This window comes from Pseudomonas sp. m6p, from assembly GCF_055760375.1.
Genome location: NZ_CM147084.1, coordinates 35,294 through 53,438, shown reverse-complemented (window position 1 = coordinate 53,438; position 18,145 = coordinate 35,294). Strand labels below are relative to the sequence as shown.

Sequence of the window (18,145 nt, the reverse complement as noted above, 5' to 3'; positions counted from 1 at the left end):
GCAGCCGCCACAGACGGATAACCGGGCCCACCCGGAGACACGCCTGATGAGCGAGCTTTTTTACAACGCAGTGCCCAACGCCACTCGCGTCGCACCGCCACTGCCCGAACCTCGGCAATACCCCAGCGAGAAACCGTCGCGGGTCTATCTGTTCGGCACGTGTGTGGTCGACCTGTTCTATCCCGAAGCCGGGATGGACGCGATCCACTTGCTGGAGCGCGAAGGGATCCGTGTCGAGTACCCGCAAGGGCAAAGCTGCTGCGGGCAACCGGCCTACACCTCGGGTTACACCGAGCAGGCGCGGACAGTCGCGCGCGCGCAACTGGCGTTGTTTGCCGGGGATTATCCGGTGGTGGTGCCGTCGGGTTCCTGCGCGGGCATGCTGCGCGAGCATTACGCGGACTTGTTCAAGGACGAGCCGCAAACGTTGAAACAGGTACAGGCCCTCGCGGCCCGCACCTATGAACTGGCCGAGTTTCTGCTGTTCGTCTGCAAGGTGCAGCTCAAGGACAGCGGCGAACCGGTCAAAGTGGCGCTGCACACTTCGTGTTCGGCACGTCGCGAAATGAATACCCACCTGCACGGCCGCGAGCTGTTGGCGCAGTTGAGCAACGTGGAACGGGTCAACCATGACCACGAAAGCGAATGCTGTGGCTTCGGTGGGACATTCAGCGTCCGTATGCCAGACATTTCCGGCGCGATGGTGGCCGACAAGACCAAAGCGTTGAAGGATTCCGGCGCGCACAAAGTGTTGAGCGCCGACTGTGGCTGTTTGATGAACATCAACGGCGCATTGGAGAAACAAAAAGAAGCGCTGCGTGGGCAACATCTCGCCAGCTTTCTGTGGCAACGAACCGGAGGTGCGCAATGAGCACCTCGACGATTATTCCTACGGTTGCCGTAGAAGAAGATTTCCGCACCCGGGCGCACAACGCCTTGGGTGATCAGCAGTTACGGAACAACTTCCGCACTGCGATGGATTCATTGATGACCAAACGGGCCGCGGCGTTCAGCGATGCCCATGAAAGAGAACACTTGCGCGCCTTGGGCAACTCGATCAGGGCGCGTGCGCTCTCCAAGTTGCCCGACCTGCTCGAGCAACTGGAACAGAACCTGACCCGCAACGGTGTGACAGTGCACTGGGCGGAAACGGTGGACGAAGCCAATGGCATCGTCCTTTCGATCATCCGCGCTCACGAGGCGCGGCAAGTGATCAAGGGCAAATCGATGGTCAGCGAAGAGATGGAGATGAACCATTTCCTCGAGGCTCAAGGTGTTGAATGCCTGGAGTCCGACATGGGGGAATACATCGTCCAACTCGACCACGAGAAGCCTTCACACATCATTATGCCGGCGATCCACAAGAATGCCGGTCAGGTCGCGTCCTTGTTCCACGACAAACTTGGCGTGGAGTACACCAAGGACGTTGACCAACTCATTCAGATCGGTCGCAGAGTCCTGCGGCAGAAATTCTTCGAAGCGGACATCGGCGTTTCCGGCGTCAACTTCGCCGTGGCCGAAACCGGCACCCTGCTGCTGGTGGAAAACGAAGGCAACGGGCGCATGACCACCACCGTGCCGCCGGTGCACATCGCCGTCACCGGCATCGAAAAAGTTGTGGAAAACCTGCGCGACGTGGTGCCGCTGCTATCGCTGCTGACCCGCTCGGCGCTGGGCATTCCGATCACCACTTACGTCAACATGGTCTCCGGCCCGCGCAAGGAACTTGAACTCGACGGCCCGCAGGAAGTGCATCTGGTGCTGCTCGACAACGGTCGCAGCCAGGCCTTCGCCGACAGCGAACTGCGCCAGACCCTGAACTGCATCCGCTGTGGCGCGTGCATGAACCATTGCCCGGTTTACACCCGCGTCGGTGGTCACACCTATGGCGAGGTGTACCCGGGACCGATCGGCAAAATCATCACCCCGCACATGGTCGGTCTGGCGAAAGTCCCGGATCACCCGAGCGCTTCGTCGTTGTGCGGTGCCTGCGGTGAAGTGTGCCCGGTGAAAATTCCGATCCCGGCAATTCTGCGCCGATTGCGCGAAGAAAACGTCAAAGCCCCGGACGCTCCACACCAAGTGATGCGCGGCCAGGGCAGCAAGTATTCGCGCAAGGAACGTTTCATCTGGAACGCCTGGGCGAAACTCAACAGCTCGCCGACGCTGTATCGGTTGTTTGGTTTCTTCGCCACGCGCCTGCGCGCCCTGACCCCGAGCAATGTCGGCCCGTGGACGCAAAACCACAGCGCACCGAAACCCGCCGCCCGCTCACTGCACGACATGGCCCGCGAGCATCTGGCCAAACAGGGAGACCGCTGATGAGCGCCAAGCAAAATATCCTCGCCAAGCTACGGAAAAGTCTGACCGGCGCCACACCGATTGCCGACGACTTCGACGTCGATCTGGTGACCCAGCCTTACACCTACAGCGCCGAGCAACGCATCCCGCAACTGCGCAAACTGATGGAAGCGGTACACACCGAAATCCATCTGACCACCGGCGCAGACTGGCCGGCGCTGCTCGCGCAATTGCTGCGTGACCGTCAACTGCCAAGCCTGCTGATCGCACCGACGACGCCTCACGGGCAGCGCATCTCACAACACTGGGCGAACAACCCTGACCTGCCGACGCTGAAGTCCTACAACCGCCCGATGGAGGAGTGGAAAGCCGAGCTGTTCAACGACACCCCGGCCAGCCTGACCGGCACCCTCGGCGCCATCGCCGCCACCGGCAGCCTGATTCTCTGGCCCACTCGTGAAGAGCCGCGATTGATGAGCCTGGTGCCGCCGGTGCATTTCGCCCTGCTCAAGGCCAGCGAAATCCGCGACAACTTCTATCAGGTGCAACAGGAGTTCGAGTGGGCCCAAGGCATGCCGACCAACGCGCTGCTGGTATCCGGCCCGTCGAAAACCGCCGACATCGAGCAAGTGCTGGCCTACGGTGCTCACGGCCCGAAAGACTTGGTGGTACTGATCCTGGAGGACCAATGACGCTTCCGGTGAATTTCCTGCGTGATGCGCAGCAACTGATTCCTGCGGATCGCCGTTTCGACGATCCGCTGTCGACCTTGGCCTTCGGCACCGACGCCAGTTTTTATCGGCTGATTCCCAAACTGGTGATCCGCGTCGAGTCCGAAGATGAAGTGGTAGCGCTGCTGAAACTGGCCCAGCGCGATCAAGTCCCGGTGACCTTCCGCGCCGCCGGCACCAGTTTGTCCGGGCAAGCGATCAGCGATTCGGTGCTGATTGTGCTGGGGGATAACTGGAACGCTCGCGAAATTCGCGGCCAAGGCATGCAGATTCGCCTGCAACCCGGGGTGATCGGCGCGCAGGCCAACGCGTGGCTGGCACCGTTCGGGCGCAAGATCGGCCCGGATCCGGCATCGATCAACGCCTGCAAAATCGGCGGCATCGTCGCCAACAACGCCAGCGGCATGTGCTGCGGCACCGCGCAAAATACCTATCACACCCTGGCCGGGATTCGTCTGGTTCTTGCCGACGGCACGCGTCTCGATACCGAAGACGCCGCCAGTGTCGCCGCGTTTCGCGAAAGCCATGGCGAACTGCTGGAGCGCCTGGCGACGTTGGGCCGCGAGACCCGCGCCAATGCCGAACTGGCGGCGAGAATCCGCCACAAATACCGTCTGAAAAATACCACCGGCCTGTCGCTCAACGCCCTGGTGGATTTCGACGAGCCTGTGGATATCTTGAGCCACCTGCTGGTCGGCTCCGAAGGCACGCTCGGCTTCATCAGTGCGGTGACCTACGACACGGTGATCGACCACCCGAACAAGGCCTCGGCACTGATTGTGTTCCCGGATGTGGAAACCTGCTGCAACGCGGTCACCGTGCTGAAAAGCCAACCAGTGTCGGCGGTGGAACTGCTGGACCGACGCAGTCTGCGTTCGGTGCAGGACAAACCCGGCATGCCGGATTTCGTACAACACCTGTCGAACAATGCCTGCGCGCTGCTGATCGAATCTCGCGCCGCCTCTTCCTCTTTGCTGCAGGAACAACTGGCGCAGATCATGGCTTCGCTGACCCGTTTCCCGGTGGAAAAACAGGTCGATTTCACCGAAGACCCGGTCGAGAACGCCAAGCTCTGGGCGATCCGCAAGGACACCTTCCCCGCCGTCGGCGCCGTGCGCAAAACCGGCACCACGGTGATCATCGAAGACGTGACCTTCCCGGTCGAGCAACTGGCCATCGGCGTCAATCGCCTGATCGCGCTGTTCGACAAACATGCCTACGACGAAGCGATCCTTTTCGGACACGCACTGGAAGGCAATCTGCACTTCGTCTTCACCCAAGGCTTCAACAGTCCGGAAGAAGTCGCACGCTATCAGGCGTTCATGGACGACGTGGCGCAACTTGTGGCGGTGGAGTTCGGCGGTTCACTGAAGGCCGAACACGGTACCGGGCGCAACATGGCGCCGTTCGTTGAGCTGGAATGGGGCAGCGATGCCTATCAGTTGATGTGGCAGCTTAAACGTCTGCTCGACCCCAACGGCATCCTCAACCCGGACGTGGTGCTCAGCGAAGATCCGCAGATCCACCTCAAGCACCTGAAACCGCTGCCGGCGGCTGACGAGATTGTCGATAAATGCATCGAATGCGGCTTCTGCGAACCGGTATGCCCGTCGAAAGGCCTGACCCTCAGCCCCCGCCAGCGCATCGTAATCTGGCGTGACATTCAAGCGAAGAAGCGCGCCGGCGTTGACACCACCGAGCTGGAAAAGGCCTATGAGTACCAAGGCATCGAGACCTGCGCCGCGACCGGTTTGTGCGCTCAGCGTTGCCCTGTGGGCATCAATACCGGCGAACTGGTGAAAAAGCTTCGCGGCCGACACGCGACGCATCAGAAAACCGCTGACTGGATCGAAGGAAATTTCGCCAAGACTCTGCAAGGCGCACGTTTCACCCTGCATGTGGCCAACGGCGCACGGATGCTGCTCGGTGCACCGCGTCTGGCGAAGCTGTCGGCAACCCTGACGCGCTTGTCCAAGGGCCAGGTGCCGCTGTGGACCAACGCGATGCCGCAACCGGAAAAAGCCATTCGCTTCAACCCGAGTGTGTCGGATGAGCGCCCGCGGGTGGTGTATCTGGCGGCGTGCGTATCGCGGGTGATGGGCCCGGCAGCCGGCGACAAGGAGCAAATGTCGCTGTACGACAAAACCCGTGGCCTGCTGGAAAAGGCCGGTTACCAAGTGGTGTTCCCGGACAATCAGGACAACCTCTGCTGCGGTCAGCCGTTTGCCTCCAAGGGCTACGCCGAGCAGGCCGAACACAAACGCCAAGAACTGATCAGCGCCCTCCTCCATGCCAGTCGTGGCGGGCTCGATCCGATCTATTGCGACACCAGCCCGTGCACCTTGCGCCTGGTGCAGGACGTGGGAAATGTTCGCCTGGATCTGTACGACCCGGTGCGCTTCATTCGTACGCACCTTCTCGATCGACTGGAGTTCACCCCGCAAGAGGCACCGATTGCGGTTCACGTGACCTGCAGCACCCAGCATCTGGGCGAGAGCCAGGCGCTGATCGATCTGGCGCGCAAATGCAGCAAAAACGTGGTGATTCCTGAAGGCATCCATTGTTGCGGGTTTGCCGGCGACAAGGGCTTCACCACCCCGGAGTTGAACAGCCATTCACTGCGCACCCTCAAGGACGCGGTGCAGCATTGCAGCGAGGGGATTTCCACCAGTCGCACCTGTGAAATCGGCCTGACGCAACACGGCGGCATCGACTATCACGGACTGGTCTATCTGGTGGATCGGGTGACCCAAACCAAGGCCTGCTGAAGAAAAATAGAACCCTTGCGTGCGACCGTAGTCCACAGAACAGGCCCCGGAAAACGGGGCTTTTCCTCCCATCGGTTGCCCGTCCTGACGGCCAGCGCAGTCTGGATCCCTCAGTTCAAGGAGATACACATGAAACGTTCTGTACTGTTAGGTCTGTTCGTTACTGCCTCGATGATGGCCTCCACCTCGTTCGCCGCCGACAAACCCGCCGACCTGTGCGATGCCAATATCCAGACCATCAACAATGCCAAGGGGCAGTTGTCAGCGAACCCGGAACTCAGTCAGCGTGCCGAAGCCAGTGTGAGCAAGGCACAGGCGCTGAAAGCCCAAGGCAAGATTGATGACTGCGTAGCGGAAACCTCGCAAACCATCATAGAACTGCGTAAATCCACCGGCACCAACAACTGATTCAAGGCCTCGGCCAACCTTCGGGTTGGCCTTGCCGGCCGTTTGGCGTACACTGCACAGGCTTGTTGCCTCACCTGATGTACGAGGCAATGAGTTCGGGGCCGATTAGGATTCGACGCCGGTGACGAAACTTTAGGTGCATGCCGACTTGGTAACAGAAGTCGTAAATCCACTGTTGCAACTTCTTATAGTTGCCAATGACGACCAATACGGTGCTGCTCTCGCTGCTTAATTGCAGCTGACATGCACTCCTGGTGCCTTCGGGCCCAGCAATCATCAGGGGATGTCTGTAAACCCGAAATGATTGTCATATAGAACAGAATCGCCGTGCAGTACGTTGTGGACGAAGCGGCTAAAACTTACACAACTCGCCCAAAGCACCCTGCCCGTCGGGTCGCTGAGGGTTAACTTAATAGACACGGCTACGCATGTAGTACCGACAGCGGAGCACTGGCGGACGGGGGTTCAAATCCCCCCGGCTCCACCAAATAGCTGTTTAGACCTGTCTCGGACAGTCTAAGAAACACCTCAAGAAGCCCGCCTCGTGCGGGCTTTCTTGTTTCTGGGTATCTCTCCCCATCTACCCCTGTATCTAGCTCCCGTGTATCCTGCCGTGTATCTTCTGTGAAAATTGAAACTAGGGGGTACAAGGAATGAAGCGCACCGAAATCAAACGCCGCCCTCTAGCCGACACAGTGCTGTCCACCCTTGAGGCGGAGGCAAAGGAATACAGAGAACACGACGGGGACAGCCTGTATCTGCGCGTCCGTCCAGATGGAAACAAATCATGGCAACTGCGTTACAAGAAAGCTGACGGCAAATGGTCATGGCTGGGACTAGGTAGCTATCCCGCGGTCAGTGGCGCGATGGCGCGTAAGAAGGCCGCCGAGTTGCGAGCAGATGCCGCTCAGGGTAGTAACCCGCTTGCGACCAAACGGGCGAGGAAGGCAGCTGAAAACGAAGCTGCCGGCCACACGTTTGAGTCGCTAGCGCGGGAGTGGTATGCGGTGAAGCGCAAGAGCTGGACCGATGGCACCGCGGTACGGACTATCGGAGCTCTAGAGCTTCACGTGTTCCCGGTTTTTGGTAAGCGCATCTACCGCGAAATCCTTCCTATGGAATGGATGGAGTTTCTTCGGGGCATGGAGCAGAAAGGGATCATCGAGCAGACCAGTCGTGTCCGCGGTATGTGCCGTGAGATCTACGATCTGGCACGCGTCACCGGCCGCGCAACACACAATCCTCTCGAGGGGCTGCACAAGTTCCTCCAGACCAAAGCAGCTGAGAACTACGCACATGTGCCCCCTGATGAGTTGCCACCTCTGCTAAGGGCGATACGTGCCTATCCGAGCGCCAACGACGTTCGCATCGGCCTTCACCTGCTCTCAATGCTCGCCTGTCGCCCCTCGGAGCTACGCGAAGCTCGCTGGTCCGAGTTCGACTTAGACAAAGCTTTATGGTCGATTCCAGCCGAGCGCATGAAACGCCGACGGGAACATCTGGTGCCACTGCCAACCCAAGCGGTCGAGTTGTTGCGCAATTTGCACGTGCTTACTGGCGCTTACCCGATGCTGTTCCCTGGCCGAAGCGATACAACCAAGGCCCGCTCCAATACGGTGTTCCTGATGGCATTGCGTCGACTCGGGTATGAAGGCCGCCAGACCGGACACGGTTTCCGCCATATCGCCTCGACCATCCTTAACGAGCACGGCTTTGATGAAAACCACATTGAGGCTCAGCTATCGCACGTGAAGGACGGAATTGCGGGCGTCTACAACAAGGCGATCTATCTGCCGCAGCGCACGACGATGATGCAATGGTATGCGAACTACCTTGATGGACTGGCCGACGGCGCAGTTGTGCAAGGCAACTTCGGGAAAAGGGCCTGAACCGGCCTTCCAAGGCTCTCAGAGACGCATATAGACTTAAATCTAACGCTGTTCAATCGCTGGTGATCAGACAGACACAATATGTTGGCACGCCTAGCCATACGGGGGGAGAAGTCGGCCCCCATCCGACCGGCCGGCCGACTTTACAAAATGTCGGGAGAAGAGTTGATCATGGAAACGGATAAAGAGTTTGATGCCTTTACAGACGAGGTGCCGTTCGAACCCATATGGCGGCTGCGCGGCATGCAAGCACGCGCAAAGCTGGTGCTTGAGAACCGCTCAGAACATGAGATCCGAGTGGCCGCCTCAACTATCGAGTGGCTCACCAGCGAGTATTTTTACAAAGAGAAAGAATCCTGGATTGCTCATCAAATAAAAAACGATGGGCCGATACTCCGTTATCTCCCCGACGAAAAACGGACAGAAGATGGGCTATGGGAGCTGGTCGATCACAACCCTGACATCATTTCCGATGAGTTCGATTTTCCGAATGAAGAGAACACTAGCCGTCTTGAGGCACTGGAGGAAAGTTTAAAAGGGGTCGACCTTGACGATGAGAATTTCCCAGATGCAAAACCCTATGAATACTTTGCCGTTTTAGCATTGGTGCTCATTGGGGAGGCGATCCTTTCGTTTCAGGACGATGAATGGTGGCCACCCGTCCTGAAAGAAGACCTCCCTATGGTGCGCCTTAGCTCGATTGCCAACAATGCGGTAGATATCATGGAGGTTATTTGTAGAGCGGAGCAGCGTCAGGACGAACACGAAATGCGTAAGAGAATCGAGTTTTTCTTACATGACAATGAAAGAAGAATCCCAGAGCAGGTTGATGAGCTAGTGAGGCAAAGGGTTTCTCTCGCAGCAAGTCTCGCAGCAACTGCTCGACATAAAGAAACAAGCGAGAGCAGGTCAGCAGCTCTGCTGTGTTGGGATGCCACCGGGTCAAAGTTCAGCAGCCGAACAGCCTTCGCCCGGAATAAACACAGAGAATACGGAGTTACCGAGAGAACGCTTTATGGGTGGATCACGGCACACGTGCGTTCAAAAAACTGACTGACGTCTACCATCTGCGCGCATACAGTACGGTATACGCGCTAACGGTACAGTCTCCGGGCATGCTGGTCTGTCGAGAGCACCGTTGCGCAATCATCCTGTTTCCCGTCTACATCAGTATCGGGAAACGCAAAATGCACACCATCCATACACCGCACCACCCCTCTGCCCCCACCGCGCAGAACTTCGACCCGGCGATCACCCTGATTCGCATGCCGGACCTGGAAGCGATCACCGGCCTCGCCCGCCCCACGGTGTACAAACGCCTCAAAGATGATCCGACGTTCCCGCGCCCAGTACCCCTGAGTAACAGCAAGTCGCGCGGCTCGCCGGTTGGCTTTGTTTTGGCTGAAGTACAGGCCTGGGTTCGCCAGCGCATCGCATTGCGCGGGGAGGCCGCATAAATGACAGACAAAAAAATGGCCGACCAACAGGCCAGCCACGAAAACACTCACGTAGAGAATACCAGCGGAACTGCTCAACGCGCTCGACTTTTGGAGCGCCTGAAAGCCGGCCCAATCGATACGTTTACCGCTATTCGCGAGCTGAACATCGTTCGCCCTGGAGCTCGCATCAACGAGCTGCGCGCGCTCGGCCACAAGATCCTCACCCATCGCGTGAGCCTGACCGACGATCAAGGTCGGAGTCACGGCCGCATGGCTCTGTACTACCTCAGCACTAATCCGCCTGCTGGGGTTTCCGTATGATGACTATGCTCATGCCAAGCGATAGTCGGTCGCAAACTTCGCTTGCTCGGATGGGGCGTCAGCGCTATGGTTCAAGGGTCGCGGTAAATCCCGTGACCGACCTTGGCCGGTCGAGTATCGTTAGGCGCACAAGCGCCCACCATCCGATTGCTGGCGCTTTTTTTGCGTCCGCACAATCGTGTTATGGCGGCTGTGCGTGGGACACCTTCGGGTGTGCCGGGTTCCTAACGTCCCGGTCGGCCAACCCGCGTACAGCTGCCACCCATCTTCGCTTGGCCGCGAAAAGTGGCAGCTCCTCAACGTTAGGAGCTACACCCATGAAACACGCCATCACTCCGTCCGCAATCCGCGCTTTTGCTCATCGCTGCATAGCACTGAGCGCTCTCCGCGCAAACTCCTCCCTGTCCAATCGACTCGCCCGCTACAACGCCAATATGGCAATCGCCCGCACCCTAGAAGCCAAAGGGGGTGTGCAATGAACACTCCTACAGAGCAGGAGGATACTTCGCTGCTTACGAACTCCTCGGAGTTTCACAACGCAGGCACGCGATCATTCTTTTCCGTCTCAGCCGGCATTCCTGTCGCCGATGCGCTGCACGAAGCGAGCTGCTTCCTCGCGGCGGGCGATGCAATGCTGACGAAATTCATGGATAGCGGCCTTGGTGTCGATGAGGTATTTGGAATCAGGCTTTTGATGGCCGCAGCCAAGGCCTTGGTTGACTCTTCCACCGCTCCTATCCAGTTCGGCAATCGCCAAGGCGGTGCTAAATGAAAACCCCAGCTCTCTCAGCCGAAATCAGCGTTGAGGACATGCGGGACGTTCAGGAAATTCTGAAGCTGCTCGCGCTTTCCTTTGCCCTGATCGCCTCACCTTCGATCAACATACTCGTGGCACGAGTTACTGCAGTTTTCGCTCAGCACACTGCTATGGCCTGGGCGGAACTTCTCGACGACTTGATCGCTGCGCAAGGGGGTGCCCAATGAGCAGCCTACTTTCAACTGCGATCAACGCCGAACGAGAACACGCATATCAGTGGTGGGGTGCTCTCAATCAGTTGCGCCTTTCCAACGAGTTGCCGGATTGGGTTCGCGCCAAAGACATTGGTAGCGATACCGACTATCAGAAAGCGCTGATCGCGAGAAGCGACGTCAATCAGGCTCTGTTTGGCGTCGACAAGATCGAACCGTCAGACGACCTAGAGCCACGCACCTACGAATGTCAGCGGCTCATTGATCTGATGGAGATGGAGCGCACCCGCTATCTGACATGGTGGACCATGCTCAGCGAAATGCGGGCACGTAGGCAGCTACCGGATTGGGTTCTGACTAATTGTATTGGTAACGGCCCGGATCATGAGCGGTGGTCTGACAAATCGGCACAGGTTAACCAGATGCTGTTTGGACAATCACGAGTTCGCCACTTAGCGACGCAGCTTCGGTTGCCTGAGGGGCCGTGGCCCGATTCTCGCCAGCGCACAGCATCGCTGACTCCCGTGAATTGCTGATTCGATAAAGGCCTAAGAACATGAAAATTCAAAATGGCGCGTCAGCGCCAACGGGATCGGCTTGCCCGAGAAAAGCCACAGAGCTGTTCTATGTGACCCATCCGAAAGCGCTGAAGGCGTTGCTTGGCCCGTTCCTGACGGAGTCTGACGCCGAGTGCGGGCGCGTAGTTATGCGCAGCGCCGATGCTCAAGTGACTGCCTGCCTCGTGGAGTCAATCGACGACATCACGCACTGGCACGCCGTGAACAATGGACGGGTTTGCCGGGTATTCGCTGGGAGCGCCAGTCATGGATGACGCAGCGATCTTGTTCCGTGATGCGCTCCAGGCGACCTATGGACAGCTTGATTGGCTACCTGTGCCCGACGGCAGCATTCACCGGTTCCGCGTTCCAGACGACAAGCCCGGCACTCTCAATGGTTGGTATGTCCTCTATCTGGACGGTATCGCCTCTGGTGCTTTTGGCAGTTGGAAGTCCGGAGCTGCCAGCACTTGGTGCAGCCGCGAACCGGTAGACGCTCGCGAAGCCGCACAAATCCGCGAGCGAATTGATCAGGCTCGGCGCCAGCGCGAGGCCGAACAACAACGGCGCCAGAAGCAAGCCGCAGAGAAGGCTAATCATTGGTGGCGCAATGCTCGGCGCGCTTCGCCTGATCACCCATACCTCACCGCCAAAGGAGTTCGCTCCCACGGTCTGCGCCAGCGCGGCGCTGATCTGCTCGTACCGCTGTACCTCGATGGCTGCCTAGTCAATCTGCAGCGAATCGCCCCAGACGGCGCCAAGCGCTTCTTGCCCGGTGGGCGCGTGAAAGGCACGTACTCGCCTCTAGGCATCATCGAACCCGGCTCCTTGCTCTGCATATGCGAAGGATGGGCGACAGGCGCCAGCCTTCACCAACACGGTGGCTATGCCGTTGCCGCTGCCATGAACGCGGGAAACCTGTTCCCGGCGGCGATGGGGCTTCGTTCGCGCTACCCGGACCAGCCATTTGTTATTGCTGGCGACGACGACCGACTCACTGACGGAAACCCGGGACGCACAGCAGCGAACGCAGCAGCGGCGGCAGTAGGCGCTCAAGTGGCTTTCCCCGAATGGCCAGAAGGCTCGCCCGATGACCTTACCGACTTCAACGACCTCGCAAACTGGAAGCTCGCCAATGGCCAAGCCTGATACCAACGTGATCAACCTTCGGCCAGAGGCCGCGATCATCTCACCTACTCGACCTTGTTGGGCGGTATACGAGCACTGGGTGATCAACGAGAACGGCCGCAAGCTTCGCCCGGGCGTGTACTGGCACAGCTTCAAGCGCCCCGCGGCAGATCAGGATGATGCGGAGAACGCCGCCGATCACCCGATCACTGATGAGTGGATCTCCACTCCTGTCACGGTAGTGGCCAGAACAACCAACAGTGACGACGGCAGCGAGGGCCGACTGCTCCGCCTAGTCACAGAGGGCGGCATCAAAGAATGGATCATCGCCATGGAAGTTTTCGGCGGCAGCGGCGAGGACGCCCGGCGCGCGTTGTTCGGTATGGGGGTCATCATCGCTTTGAAGAAGCGCGGCACGTTCATGGAATACCTGCTCGACCAGCACCCCGCCGAAGTATTCGCCACAACTAACCGGCCGGGCTGGCACGAGTCGGGCGCGTTCGTTCTGCCCGGGCGAACGATCGGTGCCGCAAACGTGCGATACCAAGCGAGCAACAAGGCTCAGGTGCTGTTCAGTCAGCGCGGCGAGTTAGCGCTATGGCAGTCGCAGGTAGCAGCCAAGTGCGCGGGTAATCCGGTACTGACTCTGGCGATCGGCTGCTCTCTGGCCGGCCCGCTGCTGAGTTTGGTCGGCGTGCTAGGTGGCGGGGTTCATCTTGTGGGTGACAGCTCGAGCGGCAAATCTCTGGCCCAACTGATCGGATCGTCGGTGTGGGGTGACCCGGGCGTATTTGCCGCTAGTTGGGACATGACCAAGGGCGGTCTTGAGATCGAGGCGTCGAGTCGTAACGACACCATCCTGCCACTGGATGAGATCAAGCGCGCAGACCCTAAGCGAGTTCAGGAAATGGCCTACTCCCTCGCCAACGGACAGGGCAAAGGCACCATGACCCGAGAGCGTGAAGGTCGCGCCAAATTGAGCTGGCGTCTGCTGACGCTCTCCAGCGGCGAGCGTTCGCTGTCCGAGCACGCCGCCATCTCCGGCAACGCAGCCCATGCTGGGGCCGAGTTGCGCATGGTCGACGTGAACGCAGGCACACGCACGCATCGAGCCTTTGACGAACTGCACGGGCTTGAGGGCGCGGATTTCCACCGGCAGCTCACCGTCGCGGTAGGCGCCCACCATGGACATCTTGGCCCGGCCTTTGTCGAGCGTCTGGTCGCAGCTGACGACAAGCCCGGCTTGCTTAGTGACTTCGATGGTATCCGCGCTCAGTTCGTCGAGGACAACGCCCAGGCCGGCCGTGTGGCTGATCGGTTCGCCGTCATCGCGCTAGCGGGCGAAATGGCCATCGCCTACGGACTGCTCCCGTGGGAGCCCGGTACCGCTCTCGCCGACTGCCGCCTGCTCTATAGCGAATGGCTTTCCCGTGTCGGGGGAGGCAATGCCGAAGATCGCCAGATCTTGGCCGGCATCATCGACTTTATCGACAAGCACGGCAGTAGCCGCTTCTCCGACGTGGACGCTCCCGAGGCGGACGCCAAGGTGTTCAACCGCGCCGGGTACTGGGAGGTTGTCGCCAGCAAGCGACTGTTCCTGTTCCACAAGTCAGCTCTCATCGAAGCCGCCCACGGGTTCGGCCTCACCCGCGTCATCAAGGCACTGGAGGTTGGCGGAGCCTTGGCCAAGCGCGACACCGATCGGGATAGCCGCAAGACCAAAAAGTACCGAATCCCCGCCGGCGGATCTGCTCGGCTGTACGTCATCGACCCGGAAGCTCTGGACAGCGAAGGCGGTGCCGCATGACCTCCATCAACACCAAAGACGAATGTCCGACTTCACAGGAACCTACAAATTTGGAGAACAGGGGGAACGGGGGAACAGCCAGCAAAGACGCGGGCCGTAGCCGTTCCCCCTTATTTGGTGTTTGGGGAACAGGGGGAACACAAACATGTTTTTGAATATATGCGAACAGCGCTTTCCTGATGTTTGGTTATCACTGTTCCCCACAAAAAAACGTGGGGTACAGAATCCCTCTCTGAAAGCCCCGGAATCATTGGGTGTTCCCACTGTTCCCCCGTTCCCCCGTTTTTTTTTCACAGACACATTTGGGCAATGGTGCAAATCGGGCGAGGTAAAGCCGTGAGCCTCCTTTCCAGCCTGCTCGATCACATGCCGCCAGTTATCACCGGTACCAACTCCACAACTTTGCGGAGTCGCCCAGAACCTCGCCAGAGCCAAGTGTTGGCCACCCGCGCCGAGCGCTCTACTCACTTCCTGACCGGCCCGCACGCAAACGCCGCCACTGCCACACCGGAGTGGCGCCAAGCTCGCGACCGATACCTCAACCACGTCATGGTTTGCCGTTCCTGCTATGCGCCCACGGGGCGCCATTGCACGACTGGCGCCCGCCTGCGCACCAGCTACGACACCACCCCCATGGAGGCTACCAATTAGGAGCGAGGCTATGAATTAGAAATGACCATAACGCGGCACGTTTCGCTTTTATCAATCGCGTCGCGAAATTGAGCAACACGACCGGGTACACGCCCGATAAACAAAAGGTGAACACATGAATAAATGGCATCCGCAAAACGCGAATAGCTCCCCGCTATATCGCCCCAGTTGTTCGGGGTTTCGAAATCGGTTCGTCCCCGCCTTTAGAGAGGTAACTAAACATGGCATTTGAAGCGTACTCAGTTGCTGTAAAGCTCTCGCTCATCAATCACGTGAGCTCTGGGATGGCTATGATCAGCAAAAGCCTGGTCACTGCCGGCCAAGATGTCGATAAGCTGAACTCTAAGCTAGCGTCGATCGGCAAGCAGGGCGCTATCGGGGGGATCATGCTGACCGGCGGCCTTGGCATCGCTGCGATGTTCAAGACACCACTGGATGCTGCCAGGCAATACGAGCTTTCATTCACTAAATTCAAAACTATGAATCTCGGTGCGTCGATCAATCGGGAGGCTGATAGCTTTGCAAGAAGCGCCAACGTGTTGGGAGTATCGGCAAAGGATCTGATGAGCTCGCTTTCAGAATCTGTCGGTCTTTTTGGTGACTTCAATCTGGCGAAAAAACTCGCTCCGCAAATTGCAGGTCTCAACGCTGCGAACAGCGCAATCTTTGCGGGAAAAGTTGGCCAAATTGATGAGGGCTCTACGCGCGCTCTGATGAAGTTCATCGACCGCCGCGGCGGAACGCATGATGAGTCAACATTCCTACGAAACCTCGATTTAGCTCAGAAGATGGTCACGGGGTCTGGTGGTTTCATCAAATTCAAAGATCTTGACCAGTTCTCGCAAATGGGCGGCACAGCTTTCAGAGGACTTTCAGATGAAGGGATATTCAATATGTCCCTGTTGCTACAAGAACAAGGCGGTGCCAGAGCAGGTACCTCTTTCATGTCCCTTTATCAAAACCTCGTTGCAGGGCGGACACCGAAAAAAACGATGGGAATGCTCCAAGAATTTGGCCTTGGCCAATTGAAAATGGAAACTCATGGCGCCGTCGGTGGCAAGCCGCTTAAGTCGCTCGTCATGACCAATATCAAAGACTCGGCGCTACTGCAGGCTAACCCTCCAGAATGGATGAGAAGCGTATTTCTGCCGGCCCTGGCAAGACACGGGATCACAAAAGAATCTGATGTATTAAAGGCAACGAACGACCTGATATCAAACAGAACTGCATCGAGCCAAGGTTCGATCATGACGACCCAGCAGTTGCAGATTCTCCGCGACTCAACCCTTTCAAAAAACGCGATGGGCTACAACCAGACCATCCAGGCCTACAAGGATGACTCCAACAGCAAATTCGCCAACCTGAACGCGAGATGGAACGGCTTACTGGTGAACCTCGGTATTTCGGTTATGCCACTGGCAATTCGTGCACTTGAGAAACTGAACCCTATGATCTCATCAATGGCTCTATGGGTTGATAAGAACAGAGAGTCGGTCAAATCCTTCGGGTACGCACTCTTAGGGCTTTCCGGCTTTCTCATCGGGGGCGGTTTGGTCAACATGATCATTGCCGCTGGGCGCGGCTTCCAGATTCTTGGTTCAGCGCTGCTGATGAATCCAATCGGCCTTACGATTGCAGGGATAGCCGCTGTCGGGTTCTTTCTCTGGAACAACTGGAAAGAGATCAGCTCATCGCTGAAGCTCGTCTGGGGCGACATGAAGACGATGTTCATCAAGCTGTTTCAGGGCGACATCATCGGCGCGTTCAAGTCGTTCGCGCTGGCGTTCCTGACCGGCTGGCAGACAGTGTTCAACACGCTGATTGCCGGGGTGAACCTTGTTCTTCCTGCATCAATGCAGATATCGAAGACGACGTTTGCTGATGACATTCGAGGGAAGCCTGTCCAGCCTGCGATCGCCGCCTCAGCAGCACCGTGGGCAATCCTCCCGACCCTCACCGCAACGAACACGCAACCACTGGTGGCTCCTGTTCCTGCCAAGCAATCCCTAACGGTGCAGCTGACTCAGCCAATCCACTTGGATGGCAAGAAGATTGCCGAGTCAGTAACGACCCACCAAGCAAAGGAAGCCGCTAGGCCGCGAACCGGGACGCAAGGTTTTGATCCGTCACGTAGCCTGTTAATGCCTGGTTCTCCAAGCGCCGTCTACCCGAGGGGATGATAGCGCCGATAAAATATGCCGCCAAAGTGCAATGCTTTGGCGGTCGGCATTCACGGCCGAAACTACATGATGTGTCCTGGATGCCGCCTGCCAGCAGCATACTCGTTGAGATGAGTAATGCATTCTGTGAACTCTAATAGCGCATCACGAACGATCTGAGCTGTTTGATTTACGCGTGCGACTTCCTCAGCAGGAGTGAGGCTCCAAATGCTCGCTGCGCCTAAGATCACGTAGGTGTAGCCATCGTTGTACCATTTGTTGTAATCGGTCACCTCGAGGTATATCCGCCGAACCGCATTCACGGCTCGTACTTGAATAGCGTGTGTGATTGGATGCAATGAATGCCACTGATGCACCGGCCTCCAATGCTCATTTGGGCATTGCCAGATCAGCTCCTGCATCGCGGTTACACACTCTCGGGGCACTTGGATGTGTTTCGGCTCGTAATAAATGGCGAATATTGCTTTCCTACAAGCCTTAAGGAATAACTCCAACTTGCTGCATATTTCAGAGAAGTCGAAGTTGGCATTCATCGGCGTCCCATAAACCGCGGCTCGCGCGCGCTCTTCCATTTTACGTTGCCATCCCCTTATGGTTTCACAAGGGAAAGTTAACGGATCATCGTCTACCAGCTTTGCGTGACTGGCGCAGAGCCAGGCACCGTTCTCGTAGGCTTTGCGTTGCTCGGGAGTCAATTCGTCGTCAAACCGAGGCCCTCCTTGAGCAGCGGCTGAAATATGCGCAGCGTGGCCCAAATTAACGCTATCTCCATGCGGGGTGGAGGCATGAGTAACTGCCGGGCATCCCGGGTACACGCATCGGAAATGGACATTCCGAGCCAGTGCGCTCTTTGTTGCAGGGGAAAAATTGTCTCTTGCCATTTCATCGCTCTCACTTCAAATCAATCATGAATTCCGTTTCACCGGCTACTCCTTATCGGCCGAGCGTAGACAAATTTGAAGGTAGGTATGAGTAGACCGCAACTGCTTAATCATC

18 protein-coding genes and 1 other RNA gene are annotated in these 18,145 nt (G+C 57.9%); 18 read left to right on the top strand and 1 reads right to left on the bottom strand.

What is annotated here, in order from left to right; all coding sequences use genetic code 11:
* The first annotated feature begins 46 nt into the window (after positions 1-46).
* From ACYZUM_RS00240 to ACYZUM_RS00155, 18 genes are all read left to right on the top strand, one after another.
* Entirely contained in the window at positions 47-871 is an 825-nt protein-coding gene (locus ACYZUM_RS00240; protein WP_047291147.1) for a (Fe-S)-binding protein, read from the top strand.
* Positions 868-2,322 (top strand): LutB/LldF family L-lactate oxidation iron-sulfur protein, encoded by a 1,455-nt coding sequence (locus ACYZUM_RS00235; RefSeq protein WP_108181636.1) that lies wholly within the window; start codon positions 868-870, stop codon positions 2,320-2,322. The genes ACYZUM_RS00240 and ACYZUM_RS00235 overlap by 4 nt, the downstream gene beginning before the upstream one ends.
* Positions 2,322-2,993 (top strand): LutC/YkgG family protein, encoded by a 672-nt coding sequence (locus tag ACYZUM_RS00230; protein WP_086793694.1) that lies wholly within the window; start codon positions 2,322-2,324, stop codon positions 2,991-2,993. Before ACYZUM_RS00235 ends, ACYZUM_RS00230 begins: the two co-directional genes overlap by 1 nt.
* A complete protein-coding gene (locus ACYZUM_RS00225; RefSeq protein WP_108181635.1) occupies positions 2,990-5,800 on the top strand; it encodes an FAD-binding and (Fe-S)-binding domain-containing protein in 2,811 nt (936 codons plus the stop codon). Before ACYZUM_RS00230 ends, ACYZUM_RS00225 begins: the two co-directional genes overlap by 4 nt.
* A 129-nt stretch (positions 5,801-5,929) precedes the next feature.
* A complete protein-coding gene (locus ACYZUM_RS00220; RefSeq protein WP_007961392.1) occupies positions 5,930-6,208 on the top strand; it encodes a hypothetical protein in 279 nt (92 codons plus the stop codon).
* A gap of 97 nt (positions 6,209-6,305) precedes the next feature.
* Positions 6,306-6,695: a transfer-messenger RNA gene (gene ssrA, locus ACYZUM_RS00215) on the top strand.
* Positions 6,696-6,861: 166 nt separating this feature from the next.
* Positions 6,862-8,097 (top strand): phage integrase central domain-containing protein, encoded by a 1,236-nt coding sequence (locus ACYZUM_RS00210; protein WP_142580044.1) that lies wholly within the window; start codon positions 6,862-6,864, stop codon positions 8,095-8,097.
* A gap of 171 nt (positions 8,098-8,268) precedes the next feature.
* Positions 8,269-9,150, top strand: a complete 882-nt coding sequence (locus tag ACYZUM_RS00205) for a hypothetical protein (protein WP_142580045.1) — start codon at positions 8,269-8,271, stop codon at positions 9,148-9,150.
* Positions 9,151-9,284: 134 nt separating this feature from the next.
* Entirely contained in the window at positions 9,285-9,554 is a 270-nt protein-coding gene (locus ACYZUM_RS00200; protein ID WP_142580046.1) for an AlpA family phage regulatory protein, read from the top strand.
* Positions 9,555-9,857, top strand: coding sequence for a helix-turn-helix domain-containing protein (locus tag ACYZUM_RS00195; protein WP_142580047.1), 303 nt, complete (start codon positions 9,555-9,557; stop codon positions 9,855-9,857).
* A gap of 317 nt (positions 9,858-10,174) precedes the next feature.
* The gene (locus ACYZUM_RS00190; RefSeq protein ID WP_473061224.1) at positions 10,175-10,336 is read left to right on the top strand and encodes a hypothetical protein; all 162 of its coding nucleotides are present in this window, start codon (positions 10,175-10,177) and stop codon (positions 10,334-10,336) included.
* Entirely contained in the window at positions 10,333-10,629 is a 297-nt protein-coding gene (locus ACYZUM_RS00185) for a hypothetical protein (protein ID WP_142580048.1), read from the top strand. Before ACYZUM_RS00190 ends, ACYZUM_RS00185 begins: the two co-directional genes overlap by 4 nt.
* Positions 10,626-10,841, top strand: coding sequence for a hypothetical protein (locus ACYZUM_RS00180; RefSeq protein WP_142580049.1), 216 nt, complete (start codon positions 10,626-10,628; stop codon positions 10,839-10,841). The genes ACYZUM_RS00185 and ACYZUM_RS00180 overlap by 4 nt, the downstream gene beginning before the upstream one ends.
* The gene (locus tag ACYZUM_RS00175) at positions 10,838-11,362 is read left to right on the top strand and encodes a hypothetical protein (RefSeq protein WP_142580050.1); all 525 of its coding nucleotides are present in this window, start codon (positions 10,838-10,840) and stop codon (positions 11,360-11,362) included. The genes ACYZUM_RS00180 and ACYZUM_RS00175 overlap by 4 nt, the downstream gene beginning before the upstream one ends.
* Positions 11,363-11,382: 20 nt before the next feature.
* On the top strand, positions 11,383-11,658 hold the full coding sequence (locus ACYZUM_RS00170) for a hypothetical protein (RefSeq protein WP_142580051.1): 276 nt from the start codon (positions 11,383-11,385) through the stop codon (positions 11,656-11,658).
* Positions 11,651-12,532, top strand: a complete 882-nt coding sequence (locus ACYZUM_RS00165; RefSeq protein ID WP_142580052.1) for a toprim domain-containing protein — start codon at positions 11,651-11,653, stop codon at positions 12,530-12,532. Before ACYZUM_RS00170 ends, ACYZUM_RS00165 begins: the two co-directional genes overlap by 8 nt.
* The gene (locus ACYZUM_RS00160; RefSeq protein ID WP_142580053.1) at positions 12,519-14,318 is read left to right on the top strand and encodes a DUF927 domain-containing protein; all 1,800 of its coding nucleotides are present in this window, start codon (positions 12,519-12,521) and stop codon (positions 14,316-14,318) included. Before ACYZUM_RS00165 ends, ACYZUM_RS00160 begins: the two co-directional genes overlap by 14 nt.
* 872 nt (positions 14,319-15,190) lie before the next feature.
* A complete protein-coding gene (locus ACYZUM_RS00155; protein WP_142580055.1) occupies positions 15,191-17,149 on the top strand; it encodes a hypothetical protein in 1,959 nt (652 codons plus the stop codon).
* 62 nt (positions 17,150-17,211) lie between these two features.
* Here the strand turns inward: ACYZUM_RS00155 and ACYZUM_RS00150 are convergent, their stop codons facing one another.
* The gene (locus tag ACYZUM_RS00150) at positions 17,212-17,904 is read right to left on the bottom strand and encodes a hypothetical protein (protein WP_142580056.1); all 693 of its coding nucleotides are present in this window, start codon (positions 17,902-17,904) and stop codon (positions 17,212-17,214) included.
* Positions 17,905-18,145 lie beyond the last annotated feature (241 nt).

Coding starts and splice junctions, on each gene's coding strand:
- ACYZUM_RS00240 (WP_047291147.1), top strand. CDS start 47: ATGAGCGAGCTTTTTTACAACGCAGTGCCCAACGCCACTCGCGTCGCA.
- ACYZUM_RS00235 (WP_108181636.1), top strand. CDS start 868: ATGAGCACCTCGACGATTATTCCTACGGTTGCCGTAGAAGAAGATTTC.
- ACYZUM_RS00230 (WP_086793694.1), top strand. CDS start 2,322: ATGAGCGCCAAGCAAAATATCCTCGCCAAGCTACGGAAAAGTCTGACC.
- ACYZUM_RS00225 (WP_108181635.1), top strand. CDS start 2,990: ATGACGCTTCCGGTGAATTTCCTGCGTGATGCGCAGCAACTGATTCCT.
- ACYZUM_RS00220 (WP_007961392.1), top strand. CDS start 5,930: ATGAAACGTTCTGTACTGTTAGGTCTGTTCGTTACTGCCTCGATGATG.
- ACYZUM_RS00210 (WP_142580044.1), top strand. CDS start 6,862: ATGAAGCGCACCGAAATCAAACGCCGCCCTCTAGCCGACACAGTGCTG.
- ACYZUM_RS00205 (WP_142580045.1), top strand. CDS start 8,269: ATGGAAACGGATAAAGAGTTTGATGCCTTTACAGACGAGGTGCCGTTC.
- ACYZUM_RS00200 (WP_142580046.1), top strand. CDS start 9,285: ATGCACACCATCCATACACCGCACCACCCCTCTGCCCCCACCGCGCAG.
- ACYZUM_RS00195 (WP_142580047.1), top strand. CDS start 9,555: ATGACAGACAAAAAAATGGCCGACCAACAGGCCAGCCACGAAAACACT.
- ACYZUM_RS00190 (WP_473061224.1), top strand. CDS start 10,175: ATGAAACACGCCATCACTCCGTCCGCAATCCGCGCTTTTGCTCATCGC.
- ACYZUM_RS00185 (WP_142580048.1), top strand. CDS start 10,333: ATGAACACTCCTACAGAGCAGGAGGATACTTCGCTGCTTACGAACTCC.
- ACYZUM_RS00180 (WP_142580049.1), top strand. CDS start 10,626: ATGAAAACCCCAGCTCTCTCAGCCGAAATCAGCGTTGAGGACATGCGG.
- ACYZUM_RS00175 (WP_142580050.1), top strand. CDS start 10,838: ATGAGCAGCCTACTTTCAACTGCGATCAACGCCGAACGAGAACACGCA.
- ACYZUM_RS00170 (WP_142580051.1), top strand. CDS start 11,383: ATGAAAATTCAAAATGGCGCGTCAGCGCCAACGGGATCGGCTTGCCCG.
- ACYZUM_RS00165 (WP_142580052.1), top strand. CDS start 11,651: ATGGATGACGCAGCGATCTTGTTCCGTGATGCGCTCCAGGCGACCTAT.
- ACYZUM_RS00160 (WP_142580053.1), top strand. CDS start 12,519: ATGGCCAAGCCTGATACCAACGTGATCAACCTTCGGCCAGAGGCCGCG.
- ACYZUM_RS00155 (WP_142580055.1), top strand. CDS start 15,191: ATGGCATTTGAAGCGTACTCAGTTGCTGTAAAGCTCTCGCTCATCAAT.